Source organism: Rhodococcus sp. WY5, assembly GCF_018588185.1.
GTDB classification, from domain to species: Bacteria; Actinomycetota; Actinomycetes; order Mycobacteriales; family Mycobacteriaceae; genus Rhodococcus_F; species Rhodococcus_F qingshengii.
This window is the reverse complement of record NZ_JAAMPR010000001.1, coordinates 1,530,865-1,551,175: the sequence shown is the minus strand read 5'-3', so window position 1 is coordinate 1,551,175 and position 20,311 is coordinate 1,530,865. Positions and strand designations below refer to the sequence as shown.

Here is a 20,311-nt window from a genome sequence, read left to right as displayed (position 1 = left end):
TGAGTCCTTCGATTCGTCGTGTCGCCCGCCGAAACGGTCTCGAACTGGCACTACTTCCTTGACTAAATTTTCAGTCAAGGTTTACGCTCCATGCAAGCAGGACGCGGACCGGGCGCGCACGCACACAGCACAAGGAGTCACCGCAATGCAAAGACGTCGGTTCATTCAGGCAGGCGCCGCTGCGCTCAGTGGCCTCTTTTTGGCAGGTTGCGGCGATTCCGACTCAGCCTCGCGCGGGAGCGATGGCAGCAACGATTTTCGCGAGTGGGTGATGCCGGAAGAGGGGGATCCGCACAAGCGCACCTGGATGGCGTTCGGTGCCAGCGAAGCGATCTGGGGAGCAGCCCTCCTGCCCGAGGTCCAGCGCAACCTCGCGACGATCGCGCAGACCATCGCGCAGTTCGAGCCCGTCTCGATGCTTGTTCGTTCCGAGCAACTGGACTTGGCTCGCTCCCTCGTCGGCCCATCGGTCGAACTGATCGCCGCGCCTCTCGACGATCTCTGGATGCGCGACACCGGCCCTGTATTCGTGAAAGGCAACGGGACCAAAGCGGGTATCGATTTCAACTTCAACGGTTGGGGCGAGAAGCAGGATTTTGATCAGGACGGCCAGGTCGCAGCCTTCGTTGCCGCCCGTGCGGGAGTCGAATCATTGCCTACCGACCTGATCCTCGAAGGCGGCGGCATCGAGGTCGACGGCGAAGGCACAGCCATCATCACCGAAAGCTGTGTACTCAACAACAACCGCAACCCGGGATGGTCGAAGTCGGACGTCGAAGCCGAACTCGGCCCCCTGCTCGGTCTCGACAAGATCATCTGGCTACCGGGAATCGCCGGCAAGGACATCACGGACGGCCACACGGACTTCTACGCCCGTTTCGCACGCCCAGGTGTCGTGGTCGCAGGCCTCGACACAGACCCGGAGTCGTTCGACCACGACGTGACCGCACGTCACCTCGAGATTCTCCAGAACGCGACCGACGCACAGGGACGGAAGCTGGAAGTGGTTGTCCTCGAGGCGCCGGTCGCGATCAGGCCCGACTTCGAATCGGATGATTTCGCAGCCGGATATATCAACTTCTACGTATGCAACGGCGCGGTCATCGCACCCGAGTTCGGTGACCCCGAGGCCGACCAGGCCGCCAGAAGTGAATTGGAGCGCCTCTTCCCCGACCGCCGTGTCGTGCAGATCAACATCGACGCCATCGCCGCGGGTGGTGGCGGCATTCACTGCACCACCCAGCAGGAACCCGCGGACTAGAAACCTGTCCCGACCACCCTCGTAGAATTCGGACTCGTGTCGAACCGCCAAACGCAAATCTTGGAAGCAGCAGTCCGCGTCATTGCCCAACACGGCGTACGCGGGCTGAGGGTGGAGACGCTCGCTGCCGAGGCCGGAGTGTCGACGGCACTCATCTACTACCACTTCCAGAACCGTGCAGGTGTGCTGCGCCGGGCCCTCGATCACATCAACGATCGCGCCGCGCTGTACACCGAAAGTGCCTTCACGGAGACAGACCCTCGTGCGCAGCTCGAGCAGATGCTCCTGCTGGAGTTTCAGAATGCCCCGAAGATTCGAGAGAACAGCATCGCCTGGGGTGAACTCCGAGCAAGCGCAGTCTTCGCCGACGAACTGCGCGAACCGCTACGCACCACGACGCAAGAGTGGGCAGACGACGTCGAATCTTTGATCCGCCAAGCGCAGGACGCCGGACTCGCTGACCCGAAGGCAAGCCCGGCCGACGCCGCCGAGCGACTCACCGCCCTGGTCGAGGGTTTGAGTGAGCGCTGGCTGAGCGGCTCGATCCCCATCGAACGAGCCAGAGAACTGCTCACCGGCGCGATCAGTGTGGAGATCGATCCGAGCTAGCCTCTACCGCTCGCCGACGCCCTTCGATTCCGGAGACAGAGCCGGGAACCAGATGTCGGTCAGAACTTCGGCGGCCTGAGTCCGCGTCACATCGATTGTCCCCTGCACGGCCCAGCGTGTGAAGAATCGCTCCAACTGACTCACGAGCAGTTCGACGCGCAACCGTGCCTCGTCGTGCTGTTCCTCCGGCCAACGGCCCAGGTACTTGGGCATGGCATTCGGTAGTTGGGTCATACCGTCTCGCGCTGTCTCGCGGAACTCCGGTTCGAGTGCCACGGCCTCGTCCCAGGCCGGCAGCAGGCGTTTGTTCTCGTCGAACCAGTCGAAGGCACGCTCCAGCCAAGCCGTGAATTCCACGCGAGAGTTCGTGTCGAGAACCCGATCGAGATCGATGTAGAAAGCGAACGCACTCGCCGCCATCCCGGCCGCGCCGATCGTCTTGAGCATCTCCACCTTGCTGGCGAAATGCACGTAGAACGTGGCTCGACTGCATCCGACGACCGAGGCGATGTCGTCGACCGTGACAGCCGCGTATCCCCGTTCCTCGAACAGAGTGCGTGCGGCGTCCACGAGTTTGGCCCGCGTCGCGCGTTTCTGCTCGTCGCGAAGTGTTCCCCGCCTGTTCTTCGGGCCGTCCGTAGTCGTGCTCACGTCGCCCACCTTGCTCGCATTTCAACCTCCTGGCAAATCACCGACTCGCCGTCACCAAAAAACATTGCGTCATTCATTGACACAACGTCAGCGAATGGCGCACTATGACTCAAGTCACTTCTCGGGCTTCGATTCTTCTTCTCGCACGCCCGAGACAGAACAGAAAGCGATGGCGAATGAGCCCCTCCCCCTTGCCGAGCGTGTGCATCATCGGCGCCGGGCCTACCGGAATCACGACGGCCAAGCGAATGAAGGAATTCGGAATACCCTTCGACTGCTACGAAGCGTCCGACGAGGTCGGCGGAAACTGGTACTACAAGAATCCCAACGGGATGTCGGCCTGCTACCAGAGCCTGCACATCGACACGTCGAAGTGGCGCTTGGCATTCGAGGACTTCCCGGTCTCCGCTGACCTTCCCGACTTCCCGCACCACTCCGAACTCTTCCAGTACTTCAAGGACTACGTCGAGCACTTCGGACTGCGTGAGTCGATCATCTTCAACACCAGTGTTGTTGCAGCAGAACGTGATACAGACGGGCTGTGGACCATCACGCGCTCGGACGGCGAAGTTCGCACCTACGACGTCCTGATGGTCTGCAACGGACATCATTGGGATCCCAACATCCCGGACTACCCAGGTGAGTTCGACGGGGTCCTCATGCACAGCCACAGCTACAACGACCCGTTCGACCCGGTCGACATGCGCGGCAAAAAGGTAGTCGTGGTCGGAATGGGCAACTCCGGCTTGGATATTGCCTCCGAACTGGGCCAGAGATACCTCGCCGACAAGCTCATCGTGTCGGCTCGCCGTGGAGTCTGGGTACTGCCGAAATATCTCGGCGGTGTACCCGGCGACAAACTGATCACCCCGCCCTGGATGCCGCGTGGTCTACGACTGTTCCTGAGTCGTCGATTCCTCGGCAAGAATCTGGGAACGATGGAAGGCTACGGTCTGCCGAAGCCGGACCACCGCCCCTTCGAGGCCCACCCCTCGGCCAGCGGCGAGTTCCTCGGACGCGCCGGCTCAGGCGACATAACCTTCAAGCCTACCATCACCAAACTCGACGGAAAGCAGGTTCACTTCGCGGACGGCACCGCCGAGGACGTCGACGTGGTCATCTGCGCCACCGGCTACAACATCAGCTTCCCCTTCTTCAGTGATCCGAATCTGCTGCCGGACAAAGACAACCGATTCCCACTGTTCAAACGAATGATGAAGCCCGGAATCGACAACCTCTTCTTCATGGGACTCGCGCAGCCCATGCCGACGCTCGTCAACTTCGCCGAGCAGCAGAGCAAGCTCGTCGCGGCCTACCTCACCGGTAAATACCAACTGCCGTCCGCGAACGAGATGCAGGAGATCACCAAAGCCGACGAGGCGTACTTCCTCGCCCCCTATTACAAGTCACCACGCCACACGATTCAGCTCGAGTTCGATCCCTACGTCCGCAACATGAACAAGGAAATCGCCAAGGGCACCAAGCGTGCTGCGGCCTCCGGAAACAAGCTACCTGTTGCCGCGCGTGCAGCAGCACATGAACTCGAGAAGGCGGATCGCGCATGAGTGTGGTGAACGGTCACTGCGACACCGAGTTCGACGCCGTCCGAGCGGCTTTCGAGGCTCAAATCGAATCCGGTGAAGAACTCGGCGGCTCCGTTGCCATCACCGTCGACGGAGAATCCGTGGTCGATCTCTGGGGCGGGTACGCCGACGAATCCCGTACCACTCCATGGGGCAGCGACACCATCGTCAACACGTTCTCCATCACCAAGACCATGACGGCCCTGTGTGCGCTCCTGCTGGTCGAACGCGGCCAATTGGACGTGTACCAGAAAGTTGCTCACTACTGGCCCGAATTTGCGGCAAACGGTAAGGAAGACATCGAAGTTCGCCACCTCCTGTCGCATACGTCTGGCGTCTCCGGTTGGGAGCGCCCGATCGAACTGACGGACATCTACGACCTCGAGGCGTCCACCGCTCGCCTCGCTACCCAGAAGCCTTGGTGGACCCCGGGTACGGCGTCGGGCTATCACGCGATCAACTACGGCCATCTCGTCGGTGAGGTCATTCGTCGCATCGACGGGCGAACTCTCGGCAGGTTCTTTGCCGAAGAGCTTTCCGGTCCACTGGGAGCCGACTTCCATATCGGCACGTCCGCAGAGCATTTCGGTCGAATCGCCACCATGGTTCCGCCGCCCGCGTTGGAGTTCGACCTGTCCACGCTCGACCAGGACAGCATCTTCATCAAGACCCTGACCTGCCCACTGCTCGACTACCCCGAGGTCAACACCGCACCCTGGCGGGAAGCCGAGATCGGCGCAGTCAACGGCCACGGCAACGCACGTTCTATCGCTCGGGTCCAATCCCTGATCTCGAACGGTGGTGTGCTCGACGGCCGGAAGCTGCTCTCGCAGAGCACCATCGACCTGATCTTCGAGATCCAAGCCGACGGTATCGATCTCGGGATCATGACACCACTCAAGTTCGGCATCGGCTACGGACTGCCACATCCGGTTACCGCGCCACTGATTCCCGACGGGCGCACCTGCTGGTGGGCAGGTATCGGCGGCTCGATGCTGGTCAACGATCTGGACCGACGGATGACCTTCGCCTACGTCATGAACAAGATGGCACCGGGTCTGATCGGATCCGACCGCAGCAACGCGTACCTGAGCGCCGCATACAACTCCGAGGTCAGCGAGGTCAGCTCATGAAGGCAGCCCAGCTCATGGGGCCCGGGCTCCTGGAAATCAACGACGTGCCGGTCCCGGAGATCGGCCCGTCGGAACTACTGATTCGGGTGGGCGCAGCGGGAATCTGCCACTCCGATCTCCATCTCCTGCACTTTCCGTACAAGATGCGCGAAGAACCGCTGACGATCGGCCACGAAATTGCCGGAACGATCGAAGCCGTCGGGAGTGGCGTCGACGGCCGTTCCGTCGGAGAGCGTGGCGTCGTCTACCTCTGTTGGTCATGTGGACAGTGCCGAGAATGCATGAGCGGCAACGAGAATATGTGCCTCGCCGCTGGACGCACCGCGATGCCGCCCTGCCCCGGACTCGGCCCTGAGGGCGGGATGGCCGAGTACGTCAAGATCCCGGCTCGCTCCTTCGTACCCATCGGCGACCTCGACTTCCTGCAGGCCGCACCACTCGCCGATGCAGCGCTGACGAGCTACCACGCCATTCGCGGTGCCCGCGAACATCTCCAGCCCGGTGCCACCGCCGTCGTGATCGGCGTCGGCGGACTCGGTCACGTTGCAGTACAGATACTTCGCGCGATCAGTGCCGTGCGCATCATCGCCGTCGATGTCGGACAGGATCAACTCGATCTCGCCAAACGTTGCGGCGCCGACATCACGCTCGAATCGGGACCGGACACCGCGCAGCACATCCTCGACCTCACATCGGCCAGAGGCGCAGAAGTCATCTTCGACTTCGTCGGTATCGACGCAACTGCACAGATGTCCGTTCAAGCGGTTGCGCCGAACGGCGCGTATCGCATGGTAGGTCTCGGAGGCGGAAACCCCGGAATCACTGCCGAAGCTGCCGGCGGACCAGGCTGGCCGTGGGGCGCATCGATCCGGAAGTCGTACGGCGGCACCAGAAACGACCTCGTCGATTCCATCGCCCTGGCACAGGCCGGTCTGGTAACGGTAGAAGTAGCCCGCTTCGACCTCGCTGATGCCCGCGACGCACTCGACCGTCTCGAACACGGCAAGGTCACCGGACGCGCAGTGCTCGTACCCTAATCTTCGAAAGGCACTTCACGTGACTACTTCCGCTGATACACAAGCATTCATCGCGTCCGTCATGGCCGGGCTGACCGGCCCCGGTGGTCCTTTCGAGATGCAAGTCGAGGATGTACTGGGCAGTTCGATGCCCGTCATGAAGAACCGCGACAAGGCACTCGGCGACGTGCTCGCTGCATCCTTCGACTACGGATCACGCGACTATCTGGTGACCAAGGACCGACGCTTCAGCTACCTCGAGCACGGCGAGGCCGTAGCAGCATTGGCGACGGCGCTGCGCGAGCGGTACGGCGTCCGCAAGGGTGATCGGGTCGGCATACTTGCTGCCAATACGCCGGAATGGGTGATGACCTTCTGGGCGGCTCAGTCCCTCGGTGCCATCGCCGTCGGATTCAACTCGTGGTGGGTGGCCCGCGAGGTGGCGTACGGCATCGATCACACCACCCCTACAGTGGTGATCGCCGACGCCAAACGCGCGCAGATTCTTTCCGAACTGAACACCGATGTTCCCGTGCTCACGATGGAAGAAGATCTACCTACCTTGTTGGAGAAGTATTCGGGTTCTGCACTGCCCCGCACGTCCGTCGACGAGGACGATCCGGCCGTCATCCTGTACACGAGCGGAACCAGCGGCCGCCCCAAGGGGGCTGTTCACAGTCACCGAAACGTGTTGGCCGTCATCGACTACCACCGCTACAGCGATCGCCTCGCTGCGGCGTTCACCGGCAAACCCGGCGACGGCCGACCGAGTGACTTGCGGTATCTGCTGACCGCGCCGCTGTTTCACATTGCAAGCCTGCATAACCTGGCGATCCCACGACTCGCGACGGGCGGAGCGGTGGTCATCCATCAGGGCGCCTTCGACGTCGACGAAGTCCTTTCCCTCGTCGAACGCGAGAAGGTCACCAACTGGGCGGTCGTACCCACCATGGCAACCCGTCTCCTCGAGTACGGCAGTCTCGAGAAGTACGACCTGACCTCACTGAGGGCTTTTGCACTCGCGTCTGCACCGTCATCTCCGGCCTTGCAGGACCGCCTGCGCGCACGCCTGCCTTTTGCGCAGCACACCTTGGTCGACAGCTACGGGCTCACCGAATCCTCCACCGGCATTTCAGTTGCCACACCACCGGAACTTGCCGCGTTCCCCGGAACTCTCGGCCGGCCGATCATCGGGGTGAGCGTGGAGGTGCGCGACCCCTTCGGTGTTGCAGTCCCCGACGGCGAGGAAGGTGAGATCTGTGCGCGCAGCGCCTATGTGATGTTGGGGTACTGGAACGACGAGACCGCGACTGCAGCCGCTATCGGTCCTGATCGATGGCTCCGAACCGGCGACTTCGGAGTGTTCGAGGACGGCCGACTCCGCCTGACGGGTCGCCGATCCGACCTGATCCTGCGCGGCGGCGAGAACGTCTACCCTCTCGAAATCGAGCAGACCATCGACGAGCATCCCGCCGTACTCGAATGCGCTGTGATCGGCATTGATTCGGCAGACCTCGGCCAAGAAGTTGCAGCCGTCGTCGTTTTGCGGAGTGAGGGAGCCGCCGGCGAAGAAGAACTACGCGACTACGTCGCCGAACGACTGGCTTACTTCAAGGTGCCGGTGAAGTGGAAACTGAGCACAACTCCTCTGCCCCGCAATGCAACCGGAAAAACGATACGTGCAAAGGTGGTTCTCTCATGACCTACGACGCCGTGATCAACAACGGTCTGTGGTTCGACGGCACCGGGGCCAAACCAGCTGTCCGCAATCTGGGTATCCGCGATGGGTTGGTTACTGCCATCTCCCTCGATCCACTCGACGAAACCGACTGTCCCCGTGTAATCGACGCGAGGCGCAAGTGGGTGATCCCGGGCATCGTGGACATCCACACTCACTACGACGTCGAGATCCTCGAAGGCCCGGCGCTGAGCGAATCTCTCAGACACGGGGTCACGTCGATCTTTGTCGGATCGTGTTCCCTGTCCACCATTCACGCCAGCCCCTCCGACGCGGGTGATCTCTTCGGCAGAGTAGAGGCAATTCCGCGTAAGCACGTCGTCGACGCACTCAACCGTGCCAAGACCTGGAACTCTGCGAGCGAGTATGTTGCTGCACTAGAGGCGCTTCCGCTAGGTCCCAACGTTGCAGCCTTCATCGGACACTCCGATATGCGGGCCGCCGAGATGGGACTGGATCGTGCTACCAGGAAGGACGTCCATCCCACAGACGCCGAACTCGCGTCGATGGAAGCACAGTTGACCGAAGCTCTCGACGCAGGATTCGTCGGGATGTCCAGTCAGCAATTGTTGTTCGACAAACTCGACGGCGAGACCTGCCGCTCACGCACGCTGCCGTCGACGTATGCAACCACGAAAGAACGACGCCGACTCAATGCGATCCTGCGCCGTCGGGGACGGGTATTTCAGGCCGGACCTGACCTCTCCAACCCGATGAGTACCGGAGCGATGGCGTTCTCCAGCGCGGGTATCTGGCGTAAGCGACTCAAGACGAGCATGCTTTCGGCGGCCGACATCAAGTCCAACAAGTTGGCCGTGGTGATACTCGGCCCACTGGCACACTTGGTCAATCGACTCGGCGGCGACCTGCGCTGGCAGCACCTACCAGTTCCCTTCGAGGTATATGCCGACGGCATCGACCTGGTTGTCTTCGAGGAGTTCGGATCCGGCGCTGCAGCACTGCATCTGACCGACGAGATGGAACGCAACGTCCTCATGCAGAGCGAGGATTACCGTCGACAATTCCGCAAGGACTACGACCAGAAGTTCGGTGTCAAAGTTTGGCATCGCGATTTCTTCGACGCCGAGATCGTGTCCTGCCCCGACGAATCCCTGGTCGGCAAGAGCTTCGGGCAGGTCGGCGTCGAACGTGGCGGCCTCCACCCTGTCGATGCATTCCTGGATCTGGTCCTCGAACACGGCACGAAAGTGCGTTGGCGCACAACCATCTCGAACCACCGGCCGGAGGTTCTGGACAAGTTCGCCCAGGACAATGGCGTCCAACTCGGGTTCTCCGACGCCGGAGCGCATTTGCGCAACATGGCGTTCTACAACTTCGGCTTACGCCTACTACGACGTGTCTACGATGCCCAAAAGGTCGGCCGTCCGTTCATGACCGTCGAGGCAGCGGTGCATCGTCTCACCGGTGAACTCGCCGAGTGGTACGACGTCGATGCCGGGCACCTTCGATTAGGTGATCGCGCCGACCTGGTTGTGATCGATCCCGCTCATCTCGACGATTCGCTCGACGCGTACGCGGAAAGCCCGGTTGTGGAGTACGACAACCTCTCCCGCATGGTCAATCGCAACGACCAGACCGTCACCGCAGTGTTCGTCGGCGGCGAGTACGTCTTCGGCGACGGAGAAGCAGCACCCGTTCTCGGCAACCGCCGAACCGGAAAGTTCTTGAAAGCAGGTGCCCATTAACACGTCCAGATTTGCCGGGAAAACAGCAGTCGTCACTGGAGCAGCATCAGGTATCGGTGCAGCCATCGCACTAAGGCTTATCGACGAAGGCGCACAGGTAGCTGGAATCGACATCGCTGCAGAGGGTTTGAAAGAGATAGCCTCCCAGCACGGCGGGGCCTTCCTCGCCGTTCCCACTGACGTCACCAAGGAATCCGATGTTGCCGAGGCCCTTGCCGCGGCGGCGGCGGAATTCGGCGGTATCGATCTGGCTTTCAACGTTGCCGGTGCGTCGAGGGTGGGGCAGATCGTCGACCTCGACGAGGCCGACTGGGACTTCACCATCGACCTGGTGCAGAAGGGCGTCTTCCTCTGCACCAAACATGAAGCGCGGCATATCCGAGAGCACGGTCGCGGTGGTGCGATAGTCAACGTGTCCTCATTGAACGCGCACGTGCCGAGCCCCTACGGGAGCGCATACGCGACAGGCAAAGCCGGAGTCGAGATGTTCAGCAAGAATGCCGCGATCGAACTGGCTGCGTCGGGGATCCGGGTCAATGCCGTTCTACCCGGCCTGGTCGACACGCCACTGGTCGCGCCGGTCATGAACTACGAACCCGCCCGCGACATGTTTCTCAGCCGAATCCCCATGTCCCGAGCAGCAACTCCCGACGAGATCGCGGGCCCCTGCCTCTATCTCGCCAGCGACGACGCCTCGTACATCACCGGAACCAGTCTGGTCGTCGACGGCGGCTGGGAGGTCTCGAACTACCCGGATCTGACGACGCTGGGCAACTAGTTCAGTTGCCGGGCAACACACATTGAGTATCGAGGCCGAGGACGTGGTTGAGCCTGCCGAAGGCCAACCACGATCCGAGGCACATGCTCAACTCGACGATTTCTCGCTGGGAGTAGTGAGCTGTCATGCGTTCCCAGAACTCGTCGTCGAGCCCGTGGTGGTCGAGGGCGTATCTCTCGGCGTATTCGGCAGCGAGGCGCGTCCTGTCGTCGAAGGCATCGGTGGTGCGCCAGTCGGTGACAGACTGATCGAACGTCGACTCCACAGTCTCGCCGTCACGCTCGGTGCGCCAGTCCTGACAGAAGATGCACCCGTTGATCTGAGCGATCCGAAGCCTGGCCGCCTCGAACTCGCGGAGTCCGAGAGTGCCGTCCGTGTAGACCTTTTGGGAGAACCCGGCGGCCGCGGGTCCGATGCCGGGGACCATCTCTCCCCACACGTAGCCGATCGGATTCTTGCCTTCGGGTATGTCGATATTCATGTGAGTACCTCCGAGTTTCGGGCACCGAGCTTGCCGACGCCGGGTGTGAGCGGAACGTCCAGCGCGTCGTAGAGACCGGGTTCAGCCTGACGTAGCCAGGGAATTGCGTTGACGAGACGTCCTACGGCCGTGGCATTTCCACCGGCCGCGCGATTTCCACCTTCATCGGTGGCTTCGACGTTGATCTCGATTCGTGGTCGTCCTTCGACGATCACCTTGTGCGCGCCGTCGCCGCCGTCGGGCGGGAGCGGCCAGTCGCGGGCACAAGACGGATGAATACGCGTGACGTGTTCGATCACGATCAGGGGTTCCCCGCCGACGATTCCCTGAACCTCGAATCGCAGTGCGCCTTGGGTGCCGGCCGCGAACTCCCCCATATGTTCGGTCGACACGGTTTCCTCGAGCGGGCGGCGCAGCAAGGTCTCGCGGATCTCGTCGAGTTCCACCCCGAGTGCCCGCGCGATGAGCCGAATCTGCCCGCCCCAGACCATGGTGGGTACGGTCGGCGCGACCATGGGAGGTTCGTAGTCCATCGGCTGACCCATCCCGATCAGGTAGCGGACAGAATCCGGCTGTTCGTAGGTCGTGTAGTCGAAGATTTCCTGACACCGGATCTGGTCGATTGTCCCCGCGAGCCCGCTGACGAGAATCGGCAGGATGTCGTTGCCCCAGCCTGGGTCGATACCGGAGACGAACAGAGCGCCGCCGCCCGCCTTGGCAGCAGCTTCGACGGGATCACGAAGTTCGGGAGGCGCAGATTTCGGGTCGTACAGCGCATATACCGACGGCGTGACCACCACAGCTCCGGCGGCCAGTGCCCGCGTGATGTCGGCAACCGCGTCGTCGGGCCGAATGTCGCCGGACGCCGCGTAGACCACCGCGCCGGGAGACGCTGCGAGCACGGCATCGGCGTCGTCGGTAGCCGCGACGCCCAGGTGCACTCCCAGATCGGCGAGGTCACCGGCGTCTCGCCCGACCTTCTCGGGGTTCGCAACGATGACGCCGACAAGTTCGAGGGCCGGATTGGCTGTCACAGCGCGAATCGATGCACGCCCGACGTTGCCGGTACCCCACACGACAGTCGGAATCTTGGACTCGGCTTCATTCGAAACTGCACCCATCAATCGGACATTACCCAGCTCAGCGCGTCAGGTCAGCAGAACTGCAAGAATTCGTTTCACTTCATCCGGTCAAAAATGCCATTGCCTGCGCAGTCAGTGCGCCGTCACCCCGCCTCCGGTACGTCTCGGCGGGTCGGCCGTTACCTGGTCTGCTCATCTCGCCGGTACTTTCGAGCGCGTCGAACACCTGCCGGCGGAAGCTGTCCTTCTGGAACGGACGATCGAAGATCACCTCGTAGAGTCCCCGAAGTTCGGCGACGGTGAACGTCCCGCCCGACAATCCGTCCGGATCCACGTACGACGCATACCTCGTGCGTAGGTCCGTGACCGCGAGTCGCACCATGTCGGCGTGATCGAATGCGAGTCCGCTCACTGCCTCGTCGTCGTACACATCGACGAGAAGCGCCGAATCGGGCAGTGCCGATTCCGGTAGGCAAGCCGTGTGTGCGACCGACAAAACCCATCCACGGTCGTCGCGGTCCGGTCGGTCGAAGATCGCCAACTGGTGGAAGCTCGTCTGGGCCAACTCTGCCTTGACCGACAGGGCACGATCGGCTGCAGCCGTGAGCAATTCGCGTTCGTGCAGAAATGTTCCCGGTAGCGCCAGCGCACCGAGACGGTGCCGAACCACCAGAACTTTCAGAGATCCACCGCTGTACGTCAGCACCGCGACGTCCACTGCCACAGACGGACGCGGATAGTCCGTCAATCCCTTGCCGCTCGTGTCTGTCCATTTATTCACCCTTGCATGTTATCTCAAACATGATCTATGGTTAGCGCAAAGTTGATCAAACGATCATCGCGAACCGAAGAGGTGGCTATGAAACTCACCGCACAGCAGTCCGATCGAGCGGCCGGCGTTCTGCTCGGCACCGCAGCAGGAGACGCACTCGGCGCCGGCTACGAATTCACCTACCCGAAGGCCGAGGTCACGATCGACATGATCGGTGGCGGCCCGTTCGACTGGGCTCCGGGAGAATGGACCGACGACGCCTCGATGGCAGTTGCGATCGCCGAGGTGGCCGCTACCGGAATCGACATCGGAAGCGCTGACGGTCTCGATGCCATTGCAGCACAGTTCATCCGGTGGTACGACTCGACGCCCGCGGACATCGGCAACCAGACGCGAGCAGTGTTGTCCGTCCGCTCCGAAAGCGCAGCGGCGATGGCGGATCGTGTGCGGGCGATCAGCGGCCGCAAAGCCGGCAACGGCTCGCTCATGCGGACTGCTCCCGTCGCCCTCTCCTACTTGGACGATGCAGAAGGTGCCAGGTCGGCAGCGCACCGGATCAGTTCACTCACGCACGACGACCCGCGTGCCGGACAGGCGTGCGAGTTGTGGACCCATGCCATCCGCCATGCCGTTGTCTCCGGCAACTTCGACGGTGTTCGCGGCTTCCTCTCCGTTGCCGATCAGGACGTCGCCGAATACTGGGGCCCGCTGCTCGATCAGGCCGAAACCGGGAACCCGCAGGACTTCTCCAAGAACGGTTGGGTGGTGCATGCACTTCAGACTGCTTGGTGGGCAATCACTTCCACGGACAATGGCGATGCTCGCCACCTCCAGTACGCATTGGAAGCAGCAGTAAGAGCCGGCGGGGACACCGACACGACGGCGGCCATCGCGGGTGGCCTCCTCGGCGCCCGCTGGGGAGCGTCGGCGGTTCCCGCCCGTTGGCGCCGAATCATGCATGGCTGGCCGGGATACCGTTCCTCCGATCTGATTCGCCTGGCAATAAAGACTGCTCGCGGCGGTACCGACGACAAGAACGGATGGCCGTCGACGGCAGAACTCGACTACTCGAGGTTTCGCGGAACCCACCACCTGACGACGCACCCGCACGACGACGGCGTCATGCTCGGCGGCGTCGATGCGGTGTCCACTGCAGACTACGACGCCGTGGTCAGCCTGTGCCGCATGGGAACACGACAGGTCGCCCCTGATCACGTCGAGTTCTGGTTGGTCGACGACGGTCACGATTCCAACGCCAACCTCGAGTTCGTTCTCGACGACGCAGCGCGCACCGTCCAGGCGTTGCGGGCCGAGGGAAAGCGCGTACTCCTCCATTGCGTTCAGGCGCACAGTCGCACGCCGTCGGTTGCAGCGCGATACTCGATGTTGATCGGACGTGATCCCTACGACGTACGCTCGGCTATGCCGTGGGCTCGCCCGAAGCGTGAACTCTGGAACACGGCAGTCGGAAACGCGTCCGTCGGACACACAGCCGTCGGATACACAGGAGGATCCATGCCCGCTATTACAGTCGTCGAAGGTGACATCACGACGCTGACCGTCGACGCCATCGTCAATGCGGCCAACTCCAGGCTCCTCGGCGGCGGCGGTGTCGACGGCGCGATCCACCGTGCCGGGGGACCGGAGATCCTGAAGGCTTGCGAGGTATTGCGCAACACCAGCCTTCCCGACGGCCTGCCGGTGGGTGCGGCCGTAGCCACCACCGCCGGAAAGCTGCACGCCAAGGCCGTGATTCACACCGTCGGCCCGAGGTATTCGCGCTCCGAGGACCGATCCGGTCTGCTTCGGTCGGCATACACCCGCAGCCTCGCCGTGGCCGACTCGATCGGCGCCCGTACCGTCGCCTTTCCGTTGATCTCGGCAGGGGTCTACGGCTGGCCGAAGGAAGATGCCGTCCGACAGGCCGTTTCAGCGATTCGCGCGGCGAAGACCGAGGTCGAGACGGTCACACTGGTCGCATTCAACAAGGATACGGCAGACCTGATGCGCCGCGCGATCGCCTGACCGTTTACCGGGCCCACTTCACGCCACGTTAAAGCAGTGCAGAGCGGTCGGAGAAGTGGAGAAATTTCACCGGTTGGACGTTTGTCCAACAATTTGTCCGAATCGCATATTCTGCGGCTCGCTCTGTGTTCTACTCCTCTCCAGGGTTTGAGCTGGTGGTGAGCAAACGACGAGACGTATTCGATTCTCTGTCAGCTCGAGGCCGGTTCCCGGACCCGGCTTCAAGCCGAGAGCTCGATCTTGTCGAGCGCTACTCAAGGAGAATGTGAATGGTGTCGACGTTGATGCGCCGAGGAGTGGGGGTGGCCGCGTCGTTGACCGGATGCGTTGCCCTCGTGATCGGCGGAACCGGAGTCTCGTCCGCCGCTGATGTGGACCTTCCGTTCACGGCATCGTGCCACGGGTGGCAGTTCCCCGGACCGATCACGCACAACGAGACGCGTGATTCCGGCGTCACGATCAGTGCGCCGGCCGTGGTCCCGCCGAACTCCACCTTCACATACCGCCTCGCGCCCAAGCCGATGACGGTCCCCAAGGACGGTTACGACCTCAGGTCCGTCGTGAACTGGACGCGTCTCAAGTTCGATTTCGACATCCCCGCAGGCACCTCCTACGTGGGGGCGCAGATCGTGGCCGGCACCAGCTCGAATCTGGGTGGGGTCGCCCCGACGATCACGCGGGTGAACGATGCCGGTTCACCCGATCCGAATGGGACGCATCTTCGTATCTCCGGCAACAACATCACGGCGGGCAACGGACCCAACACCGACGACAACGGCGGCGGCGGAATCGAGGTCGGTGGAGGAAAGACGTTCCAGCTCCCGGCAGTCGACGTCACCGTCACGTCAGGGGCTGTCGGCACCCAGATCAAGCCCATGCTGCGCGTGTCCGACTCCAACTCGGGTTCCTACGACAGTGCCGCCAACTACCTGACCTTCCTGCAGCAGGAGACCCTGCTCGGCGGCGTCAAATACTGGCTGACCACCAATTGCTCACCACGCGACAATCGTTCGGCCGGATTGAACGCCGGCGGCCGGCCGCTCGCCGTGATCAACGTCGACTCCAGCCTCGCTCAGACACAGACGCGAATCGACGCACCCGGTAAGGCCGTCGTCGGTGACTCCGTGGAACTGACGGCAACGGTCACTCCGTGGCCGTCGGGAGGAACAGTGCAGTTCCGTGACGGAGGGGTCGACCTCGGCGCTCCGGTGGCCGTCGTCAACGGCGTCGCGAAGGCCAACCGCACGATGACAACAGCGGGCGACCACAACATCACGGCGTACTACACGGGATCGGCCGGTTTCATGGAGTCGATGTCGGGCGCCGTGACGATCAACGTCGTCGAACCGTCCGAGCCCGAGCCTGGCACCGGTAGCCTCGGCAGCCTTGGTACCCCCGGATTCGGGTCGTAAAAACTGTGAACAGAAACCAGGATTCGACGATGAACTCGAAACTCCTACGCGGCTCTGCGATTGCAACCGTCTCGGTACTGGCCGGCGGCTTGTTCTTCATCGTCGGCGGCGGGATCGCCTCGGCTGCCCCCGAGACCAAGAGCGTGGCCTTCACAACTGCATGCCATGTGCGCGAGATGGACGGTGTGGCAAGCCCGATCACGTTCAACGAGACACTCGGCTCGGGAGTCACCATCACCGCGCCGACCACCGCGGCACCAGGTGAGACCGTCACCTACCGCGTGCAGCCGAACGAGATGAAGACAAACAGCGGCGGCCATGCCAGCCGTGGAGTCGTGCATTGGGCCCGGATCAAGTACGACTTCGACATCCCGTCCGGCGTCGAATTCGTGAGTTCCCAGCTTGTGGCGGACAGTGCGTACGGCCTCGGATCCGACAGTGCCACTCCGACAGTCACACGGATCGACGACGGCGGTAATCCATCGGCATCCGGTACGCACCTGCGTATCTCCGGATCGAATCGAACCACCGGAAACGGTCCGTCCTCCGCAGTTCGATCGAGTGACGGCATCATCGTCGGTGCCAACACCAAGTTCCGACTCCCCGCAGTCGACGTCACGGTCAAAGCTGGTGCGGCCGGTACCGAGATCAAGCCTTCGCTGAGGGTTTCCGATCCCGGTTCCGCCAACTACGACGACGACCGAAATGCGCTCACATTCGTCCAGCGCGAAAAGGATGTCTTCACAGTCAACTACTGGGAGCGCTACAACTGCTCCCCGCGGGACAACAGGAACTCCGGCCTCAACGCCGGTGGGCAGGCCCTGACCACCATCTACGTCAGCCAACCGACAACCACCACAATCCAGATGCCCGGCTCGATCCAAGCCAGCACACCGACCGAGCTTGTCGCAAAGGTGGATCCGGCTCCGGTCAACGGAAACGTGCAGTTCAGGGTGGACGGCGCCGACGTCGGTACACCGGTCACGCCCGGTGCCGACGGCACTGCCCGGCTACCGCATACCTTCTTCACCGCCGGAACCGCGCGGGTCTCCGCAACGTTCCAGGGCGTCAACGGATTCCAGAGTTCCAACTCGACCGAGGCGATGGTGACGGTGACTGCCGCACCTGTCGTCAAGCAGACCGACACTGCCGTGAACGTTCCTACCGATGCTAAGACGGGCGTTTCGGTGTCACTGAGGGCGCAGGTCACGCCGACACCCACCGGTGGCACTCTCCAGTTCAAGGACGGCGCTGCAGATATCGGCGCTCCGGTCCCGGTGGGCACTGACGGCAAAGCCACTCTGGAACATGCCTTCACCTCGGCTGGATCTCATGCCGTCTCGGCCTACTACTCCGGTGCAACAGGATTCATGCCGTCGATGGCACCCGCTCAAACGGTCACCGTGTCTGATCCCGCACCGTCCGATGTCACCACCTCGACCTCACTGGCAGCTCCCGCGACGACCAAGCAGAATGTCGCGGCAGAACTGTCCGCGACGGTCACCCCCAACCCCGGCGGGGGCTCGGTTCAGTTCTACGACGGCGACCAACCCATCGGACAGCCCGTTGTCGTCGGAGTCGATGGAGTGGCGCGACTGACGCACACTTTCGCATCGACGGGCGATCATCGGATCAAGGCGTCATACGCCGGGCGAAGTGGATTCACACAGTCCGCGTCGGACGAATCCGTCGTCAAGGTTTCTGCTGCGCCTGACGACGGCGGGAACGGCGGTTCGGGCAGCCTCGGTTCACTGGGCGGTCTCTTCGGTTCCTGATCGAATTCTTCTCGACACTGTTGCCGCTGCACCGATTCGGAGCAGCGGCAGCAGCATGTCGCGGCCGTGGTCATAGAACTGATTGATTTATCGATGGAGCACAAGTGTCCAGGAACTCTCTTTCTCGACGGTCGTTTCTCGCCGCCGGGGTCGGTGCAACTGCAGTCGCCGCTACTTCCCTTCTGCCGCCGTCGCTTCAACGTGTACTGGCGACACCCGCAAACTCCGGCGGGCTCGATTCGATCGAGCATGTAGTCCTCGTCATGCAGGAGAACCGATCTTTCGATCACTACTACGGCGCACTGAGGGGTGTTCGCGGATTCGGGGATCCGAATGCGCTGCGTCTGCGCGGCGGCCACAGCGTCTTCGAACAACCCGGGCCTACCGGTCCTGTGCTCCCCTTCCCTATCCGCGATTCGGCTGCGGCGCAACGCATGGACACCCAGAACGTGACCGGACTCGACCACAGCTGGGCGGGCGGACATGCCGCACTCGCCGACGGCTGGCACGACGGTTGGATCGCGGCAAAAACCGGCACGACGATGGCCTACTACGACCGGCAAGACATTCCCTTTCACTACGAACTGGCGGACGCGTTCACGATCTGCGACGCCTACCACTGCTCCGTACCGACATCGACGAGCCCCAACCGGAACTATTGGGTCTCTGGATACACCGGATACGAGCCACTTTCGCCCAATCCGACCGAGTCGGTCCTGCCTTCGGATCCGCCCGGCCCCGAGGGAAGAGCTGTAACCAATGCGGCCTACAACCCCTGGCACGCCGGCTACGGATGGACGACGGTTCCCGAGCGGTTGCAGTCCGCCGGCATTTCCTGGAAGACCTACCAGGAGTGGGACAACTTCGGAGACAACAACCTCGAATACTTCACTGCCTTCAAGAAAGTGGCGGCAGGGCTGCTTGGCCGGCCAAGCCTGCTCCCCTACGAACTGCAGACCTTGGCCGGGTTCTATCTCGCCCTGCCGTCGATGCCGGCGCCGGTCCAGGAAGCAGCGGTACTGGCCCTCGAGAATGCTGCAGACCAACTGTCGCCCGCTGATCGCCAACTCTACGATCGCGCACTGTACCGATCCCGGCCCGGCACACTGGCCGCCGAGTTCAGGAAGGACGTCGAGTCGGGCCGACTGCCGCAAGTCAGTTATCTCGTTCCGTCCGAGGTGGATTCGGAGCATCCATCGGGTTCGTCACCTGCGGCGAGCGCAACACTGCTCTATCAAGTGCTCGACGCCGTCGCCTCCGATCCCGATCTGTGGGCGAAGACGGCCGTGATCGTCAACTTCGACGAGAACGACGGGTACTTCGACCATGTACCGCCACCTCGACCACCGCGCTCGGTCGAAACCGAATGGGTCGGCAATCAGCCGCTCGGTCTCGGCCCGCGGGTGCCGATGACGATCATCTCGCCGTGGACTGTTGGCGGTTTCGTTTGTTCGCAGGTGTTCGACCACACGTCCGTCACGCAGTTCCTGGAGACGCGGTTCGGAATCACGCAACCGGAAATCGACCCGTGGCGACGCACGGTGAGTGGCGACCTGACGTCGGCGTTCGACTTCGCCAACCCGCGCAGCCGACCGACTTTGGCTCGCCCGCAACCCACTCCGCCGCTGGAACCGCGGTGGACACCGACCCCGCCCACCGAACAGAGAATGCCCCTGCAGGAAAGCGGCACTCGACCAGCACGGGCCCTTCCCTATCAACCCGACGCCTACACGACGGTGAACCCGGAAACCGGCTCGTTGGCGGTCCATCTGGCCAATACCGGCGCCGCATCAACGCACCTGGCCTTGTACCCGTACGCAGGTGAGTTCGACGAGCCACGGCATTACGACCTCCTGGGTGAGGTCGATGACACCGTTGCGCTCAGTGATCGCGTCTACAGCCTGACCCTGTTGGGTCCCAACGGTTTCAGGCGCGAGTTCAGCGGAGCTACAGACAGTGCGGCAGCTTCGCTCGACGTCTCGACAACTGTCGACGCAGGGACGCGCACGCTTGTACTGACGGCGACCAATTCCGGAAGTCGTGCACTGACGGTCAATGTGGACGGAAACCGACGCAAACTCGCTGCCGGTGCACACTCTCAGTGGACGGTGCGTTCGGTGGACGGCTGGTATCAGGCCGCCGTGACGGTCGACGAAGATCCTGAATTCAAGCGCGTGCTCGTCGGACACATCGAAAACGGGCGGACCAGTGTAAGCCAACCGACGTGAATCGACACCGAGCGTTCAAGCCCAGGGCCGAATCCCCATTCGGACAAGTCAATCCATCCAC

The 20,311-nt window shown here is 62.4% G+C and carries 16 protein-coding genes; 12 read left to right on the top strand and 4 right to left on the bottom strand.

Annotation, left to right across the window (positions count from 1 at the left end; all coding sequences use genetic code 11):
- The first annotated feature begins 145 nt into the window (after positions 1-145).
- Complete coding sequence (locus G4D79_RS07080) at positions 146-1,261, top strand: agmatine/peptidylarginine deiminase (RefSeq protein ID WP_054826747.1); 1,116 nt, start codon at positions 146-148, stop codon at positions 1,259-1,261.
- 36 nt (positions 1,262-1,297) lie between these two features.
- A complete protein-coding gene (locus G4D79_RS07075) occupies positions 1,298-1,870 on the top strand; it encodes a TetR/AcrR family transcriptional regulator (RefSeq protein ID WP_007730294.1) in 573 nt (190 codons plus the stop codon).
- Positions 1,871-1,873: 3 nt separating this feature from the next.
- Here G4D79_RS07075 and G4D79_RS07070 read toward each other — a convergent pair whose 3' ends face one another.
- Entirely contained in the window at positions 1,874-2,530 is a 657-nt protein-coding gene (locus G4D79_RS07070) for a TetR/AcrR family transcriptional regulator (RefSeq protein WP_099697192.1), read from the bottom strand.
- 167 nt (positions 2,531-2,697) lie between these two features.
- Here G4D79_RS07070 and G4D79_RS07065 point away from each other — a divergent pair, with 167 nt between their 5' ends.
- The 6 genes from G4D79_RS07065 to G4D79_RS07040 are packed head-to-tail and all read left to right on the top strand — an operon-like array spanning position 2,698 to position 10,475.
- Positions 2,698-4,086 carry an NAD(P)/FAD-dependent oxidoreductase gene (locus G4D79_RS07065; protein ID WP_214514229.1) on the top strand — a complete coding sequence of 463 codons (1,389 nt, stop codon included), beginning with the start codon at positions 2,698-2,700 and terminating at the stop codon, positions 4,084-4,086.
- Positions 4,083-5,237 (top strand): serine hydrolase, encoded by a 1,155-nt coding sequence (locus G4D79_RS07060; RefSeq protein WP_099697193.1) that lies wholly within the window; start codon positions 4,083-4,085, stop codon positions 5,235-5,237. Before G4D79_RS07065 ends, G4D79_RS07060 begins: the two co-directional genes overlap by 4 nt.
- Entirely contained in the window at positions 5,234-6,274 is a 1,041-nt protein-coding gene (locus tag G4D79_RS07055; protein ID WP_030536186.1) for an NAD(P)-dependent alcohol dehydrogenase, read from the top strand. Before G4D79_RS07060 ends, G4D79_RS07055 begins: the two co-directional genes overlap by 4 nt.
- 19 nt (positions 6,275-6,293) lie before the next feature.
- The gene (locus G4D79_RS07050; RefSeq protein ID WP_099697194.1) at positions 6,294-7,955 is read left to right on the top strand and encodes a class I adenylate-forming enzyme family protein; all 1,662 of its coding nucleotides are present in this window, start codon (positions 6,294-6,296) and stop codon (positions 7,953-7,955) included.
- Positions 7,952-9,697, top strand: coding sequence for an amidohydrolase family protein (locus G4D79_RS07045; protein ID WP_065351588.1), 1,746 nt, complete (start codon positions 7,952-7,954; stop codon positions 9,695-9,697). The genes G4D79_RS07050 and G4D79_RS07045 overlap by 4 nt, the downstream gene beginning before the upstream one ends.
- Entirely contained in the window at positions 9,687-10,475 is a 789-nt protein-coding gene (locus G4D79_RS07040; protein WP_030536188.1) for an SDR family NAD(P)-dependent oxidoreductase, read from the top strand. The genes G4D79_RS07045 and G4D79_RS07040 overlap by 11 nt, the downstream gene beginning before the upstream one ends.
- A gap of 1 nt (position 10,476) precedes the next feature.
- Here G4D79_RS07040 and G4D79_RS07035 read toward each other — a convergent pair whose 3' ends face one another.
- The 3 genes from G4D79_RS07035 to G4D79_RS07025 form a co-directional block, all read right to left on the bottom strand.
- Complete coding sequence (locus tag G4D79_RS07035) at positions 10,477-10,956, bottom strand: carboxymuconolactone decarboxylase family protein (protein WP_003943220.1); 480 nt, start codon at positions 10,954-10,956, stop codon at positions 10,477-10,479.
- Positions 10,953-12,077 carry a dihydrodipicolinate reductase gene (locus G4D79_RS07030; RefSeq protein ID WP_030536189.1) on the bottom strand — a complete coding sequence of 375 codons (1,125 nt, stop codon included), beginning with the start codon at positions 12,075-12,077 and terminating at the stop codon, positions 10,953-10,955. The genes G4D79_RS07035 and G4D79_RS07030 overlap by 4 nt, the downstream gene beginning before the upstream one ends.
- Before the next feature lie 61 nt (positions 12,078-12,138).
- Positions 12,139-12,819 carry an NUDIX hydrolase gene (locus G4D79_RS07025; protein ID WP_003943269.1) on the bottom strand — a complete coding sequence of 227 codons (681 nt, stop codon included), beginning with the start codon at positions 12,817-12,819 and terminating at the stop codon, positions 12,139-12,141.
- A 78-nt stretch (positions 12,820-12,897) separates the two neighbouring features.
- On the opposite strand from G4D79_RS07025, the gene G4D79_RS07020 reads away from it, so the two are divergent.
- From G4D79_RS07020 to G4D79_RS07005, 4 genes are all read left to right on the top strand, one after another.
- Positions 12,898-14,835 (top strand): O-acetyl-ADP-ribose deacetylase, encoded by a 1,938-nt coding sequence (locus G4D79_RS07020; protein ID WP_099697195.1) that lies wholly within the window; start codon positions 12,898-12,900, stop codon positions 14,833-14,835.
- A gap of 269 nt (positions 14,836-15,104) precedes the next feature.
- On the top strand, positions 15,105-16,247 hold the full coding sequence (locus G4D79_RS07015; RefSeq protein WP_042451633.1) for an Ig-like domain-containing protein: 1,143 nt from the start codon (positions 15,105-15,107) through the stop codon (positions 16,245-16,247).
- Between the two features lie 29 nt (positions 16,248-16,276).
- The gene (locus G4D79_RS07010; protein WP_099697196.1) at positions 16,277-18,022 is read left to right on the top strand and encodes an Ig-like domain-containing protein; all 1,746 of its coding nucleotides are present in this window, start codon (positions 16,277-16,279) and stop codon (positions 18,020-18,022) included.
- A 104-nt stretch (positions 18,023-18,126) separates the two neighbouring features.
- On the top strand, positions 18,127-20,250 hold the full coding sequence (locus G4D79_RS07005) for a phosphocholine-specific phospholipase C (RefSeq protein ID WP_099697197.1): 2,124 nt from the start codon (positions 18,127-18,129) through the stop codon (positions 20,248-20,250).
- The last annotated feature ends 61 nt before the right edge of the window (positions 20,251-20,311 follow it).

What these genes read in the sequence shown, in the direction of transcription:
- G4D79_RS07045 (WP_065351588.1), top strand. Translation starts at nt 7,952, where the DNA reads ATGACCTACGACGCCGTGATCAACAACGGTCTGTGGTTCGACGGCACC.
- G4D79_RS07060 (WP_099697193.1), top strand. Translation starts at nt 4,083, where the DNA reads ATGAGTGTGGTGAACGGTCACTGCGACACCGAGTTCGACGCCGTCCGA.
- G4D79_RS07065 (WP_214514229.1), top strand. Translation starts at nt 2,698, where the DNA reads ATGAGCCCCTCCCCCTTGCCGAGCGTGTGCATCATCGGCGCCGGGCCT.
- G4D79_RS07080 (WP_054826747.1), top strand. Translation starts at nt 146, where the DNA reads ATGCAAAGACGTCGGTTCATTCAGGCAGGCGCCGCTGCGCTCAGTGGC.
- G4D79_RS07030 (WP_030536189.1), bottom strand. Translation starts at nt 12,077, where the DNA reads ATGGGTGCAGTTTCGAATGAAGCCGAGTCCAAGATTCCGACTGTCGTG.
- G4D79_RS07010 (WP_099697196.1), top strand. Translation starts at nt 16,277, where the DNA reads ATGAACTCGAAACTCCTACGCGGCTCTGCGATTGCAACCGTCTCGGTA.
- G4D79_RS07055 (WP_030536186.1), top strand. Translation starts at nt 5,234, where the DNA reads ATGAAGGCAGCCCAGCTCATGGGGCCCGGGCTCCTGGAAATCAACGAC.
- G4D79_RS07020 (WP_099697195.1), top strand. Translation starts at nt 12,898, where the DNA reads ATGAAACTCACCGCACAGCAGTCCGATCGAGCGGCCGGCGTTCTGCTC.
- G4D79_RS07035 (WP_003943220.1), bottom strand. Translation starts at nt 10,956, where the DNA reads ATGAATATCGACATACCCGAAGGCAAGAATCCGATCGGCTACGTGTGG.
- G4D79_RS07015 (WP_042451633.1), top strand. Translation starts at nt 15,105, where the DNA reads ATGGTGTCGACGTTGATGCGCCGAGGAGTGGGGGTGGCCGCGTCGTTG.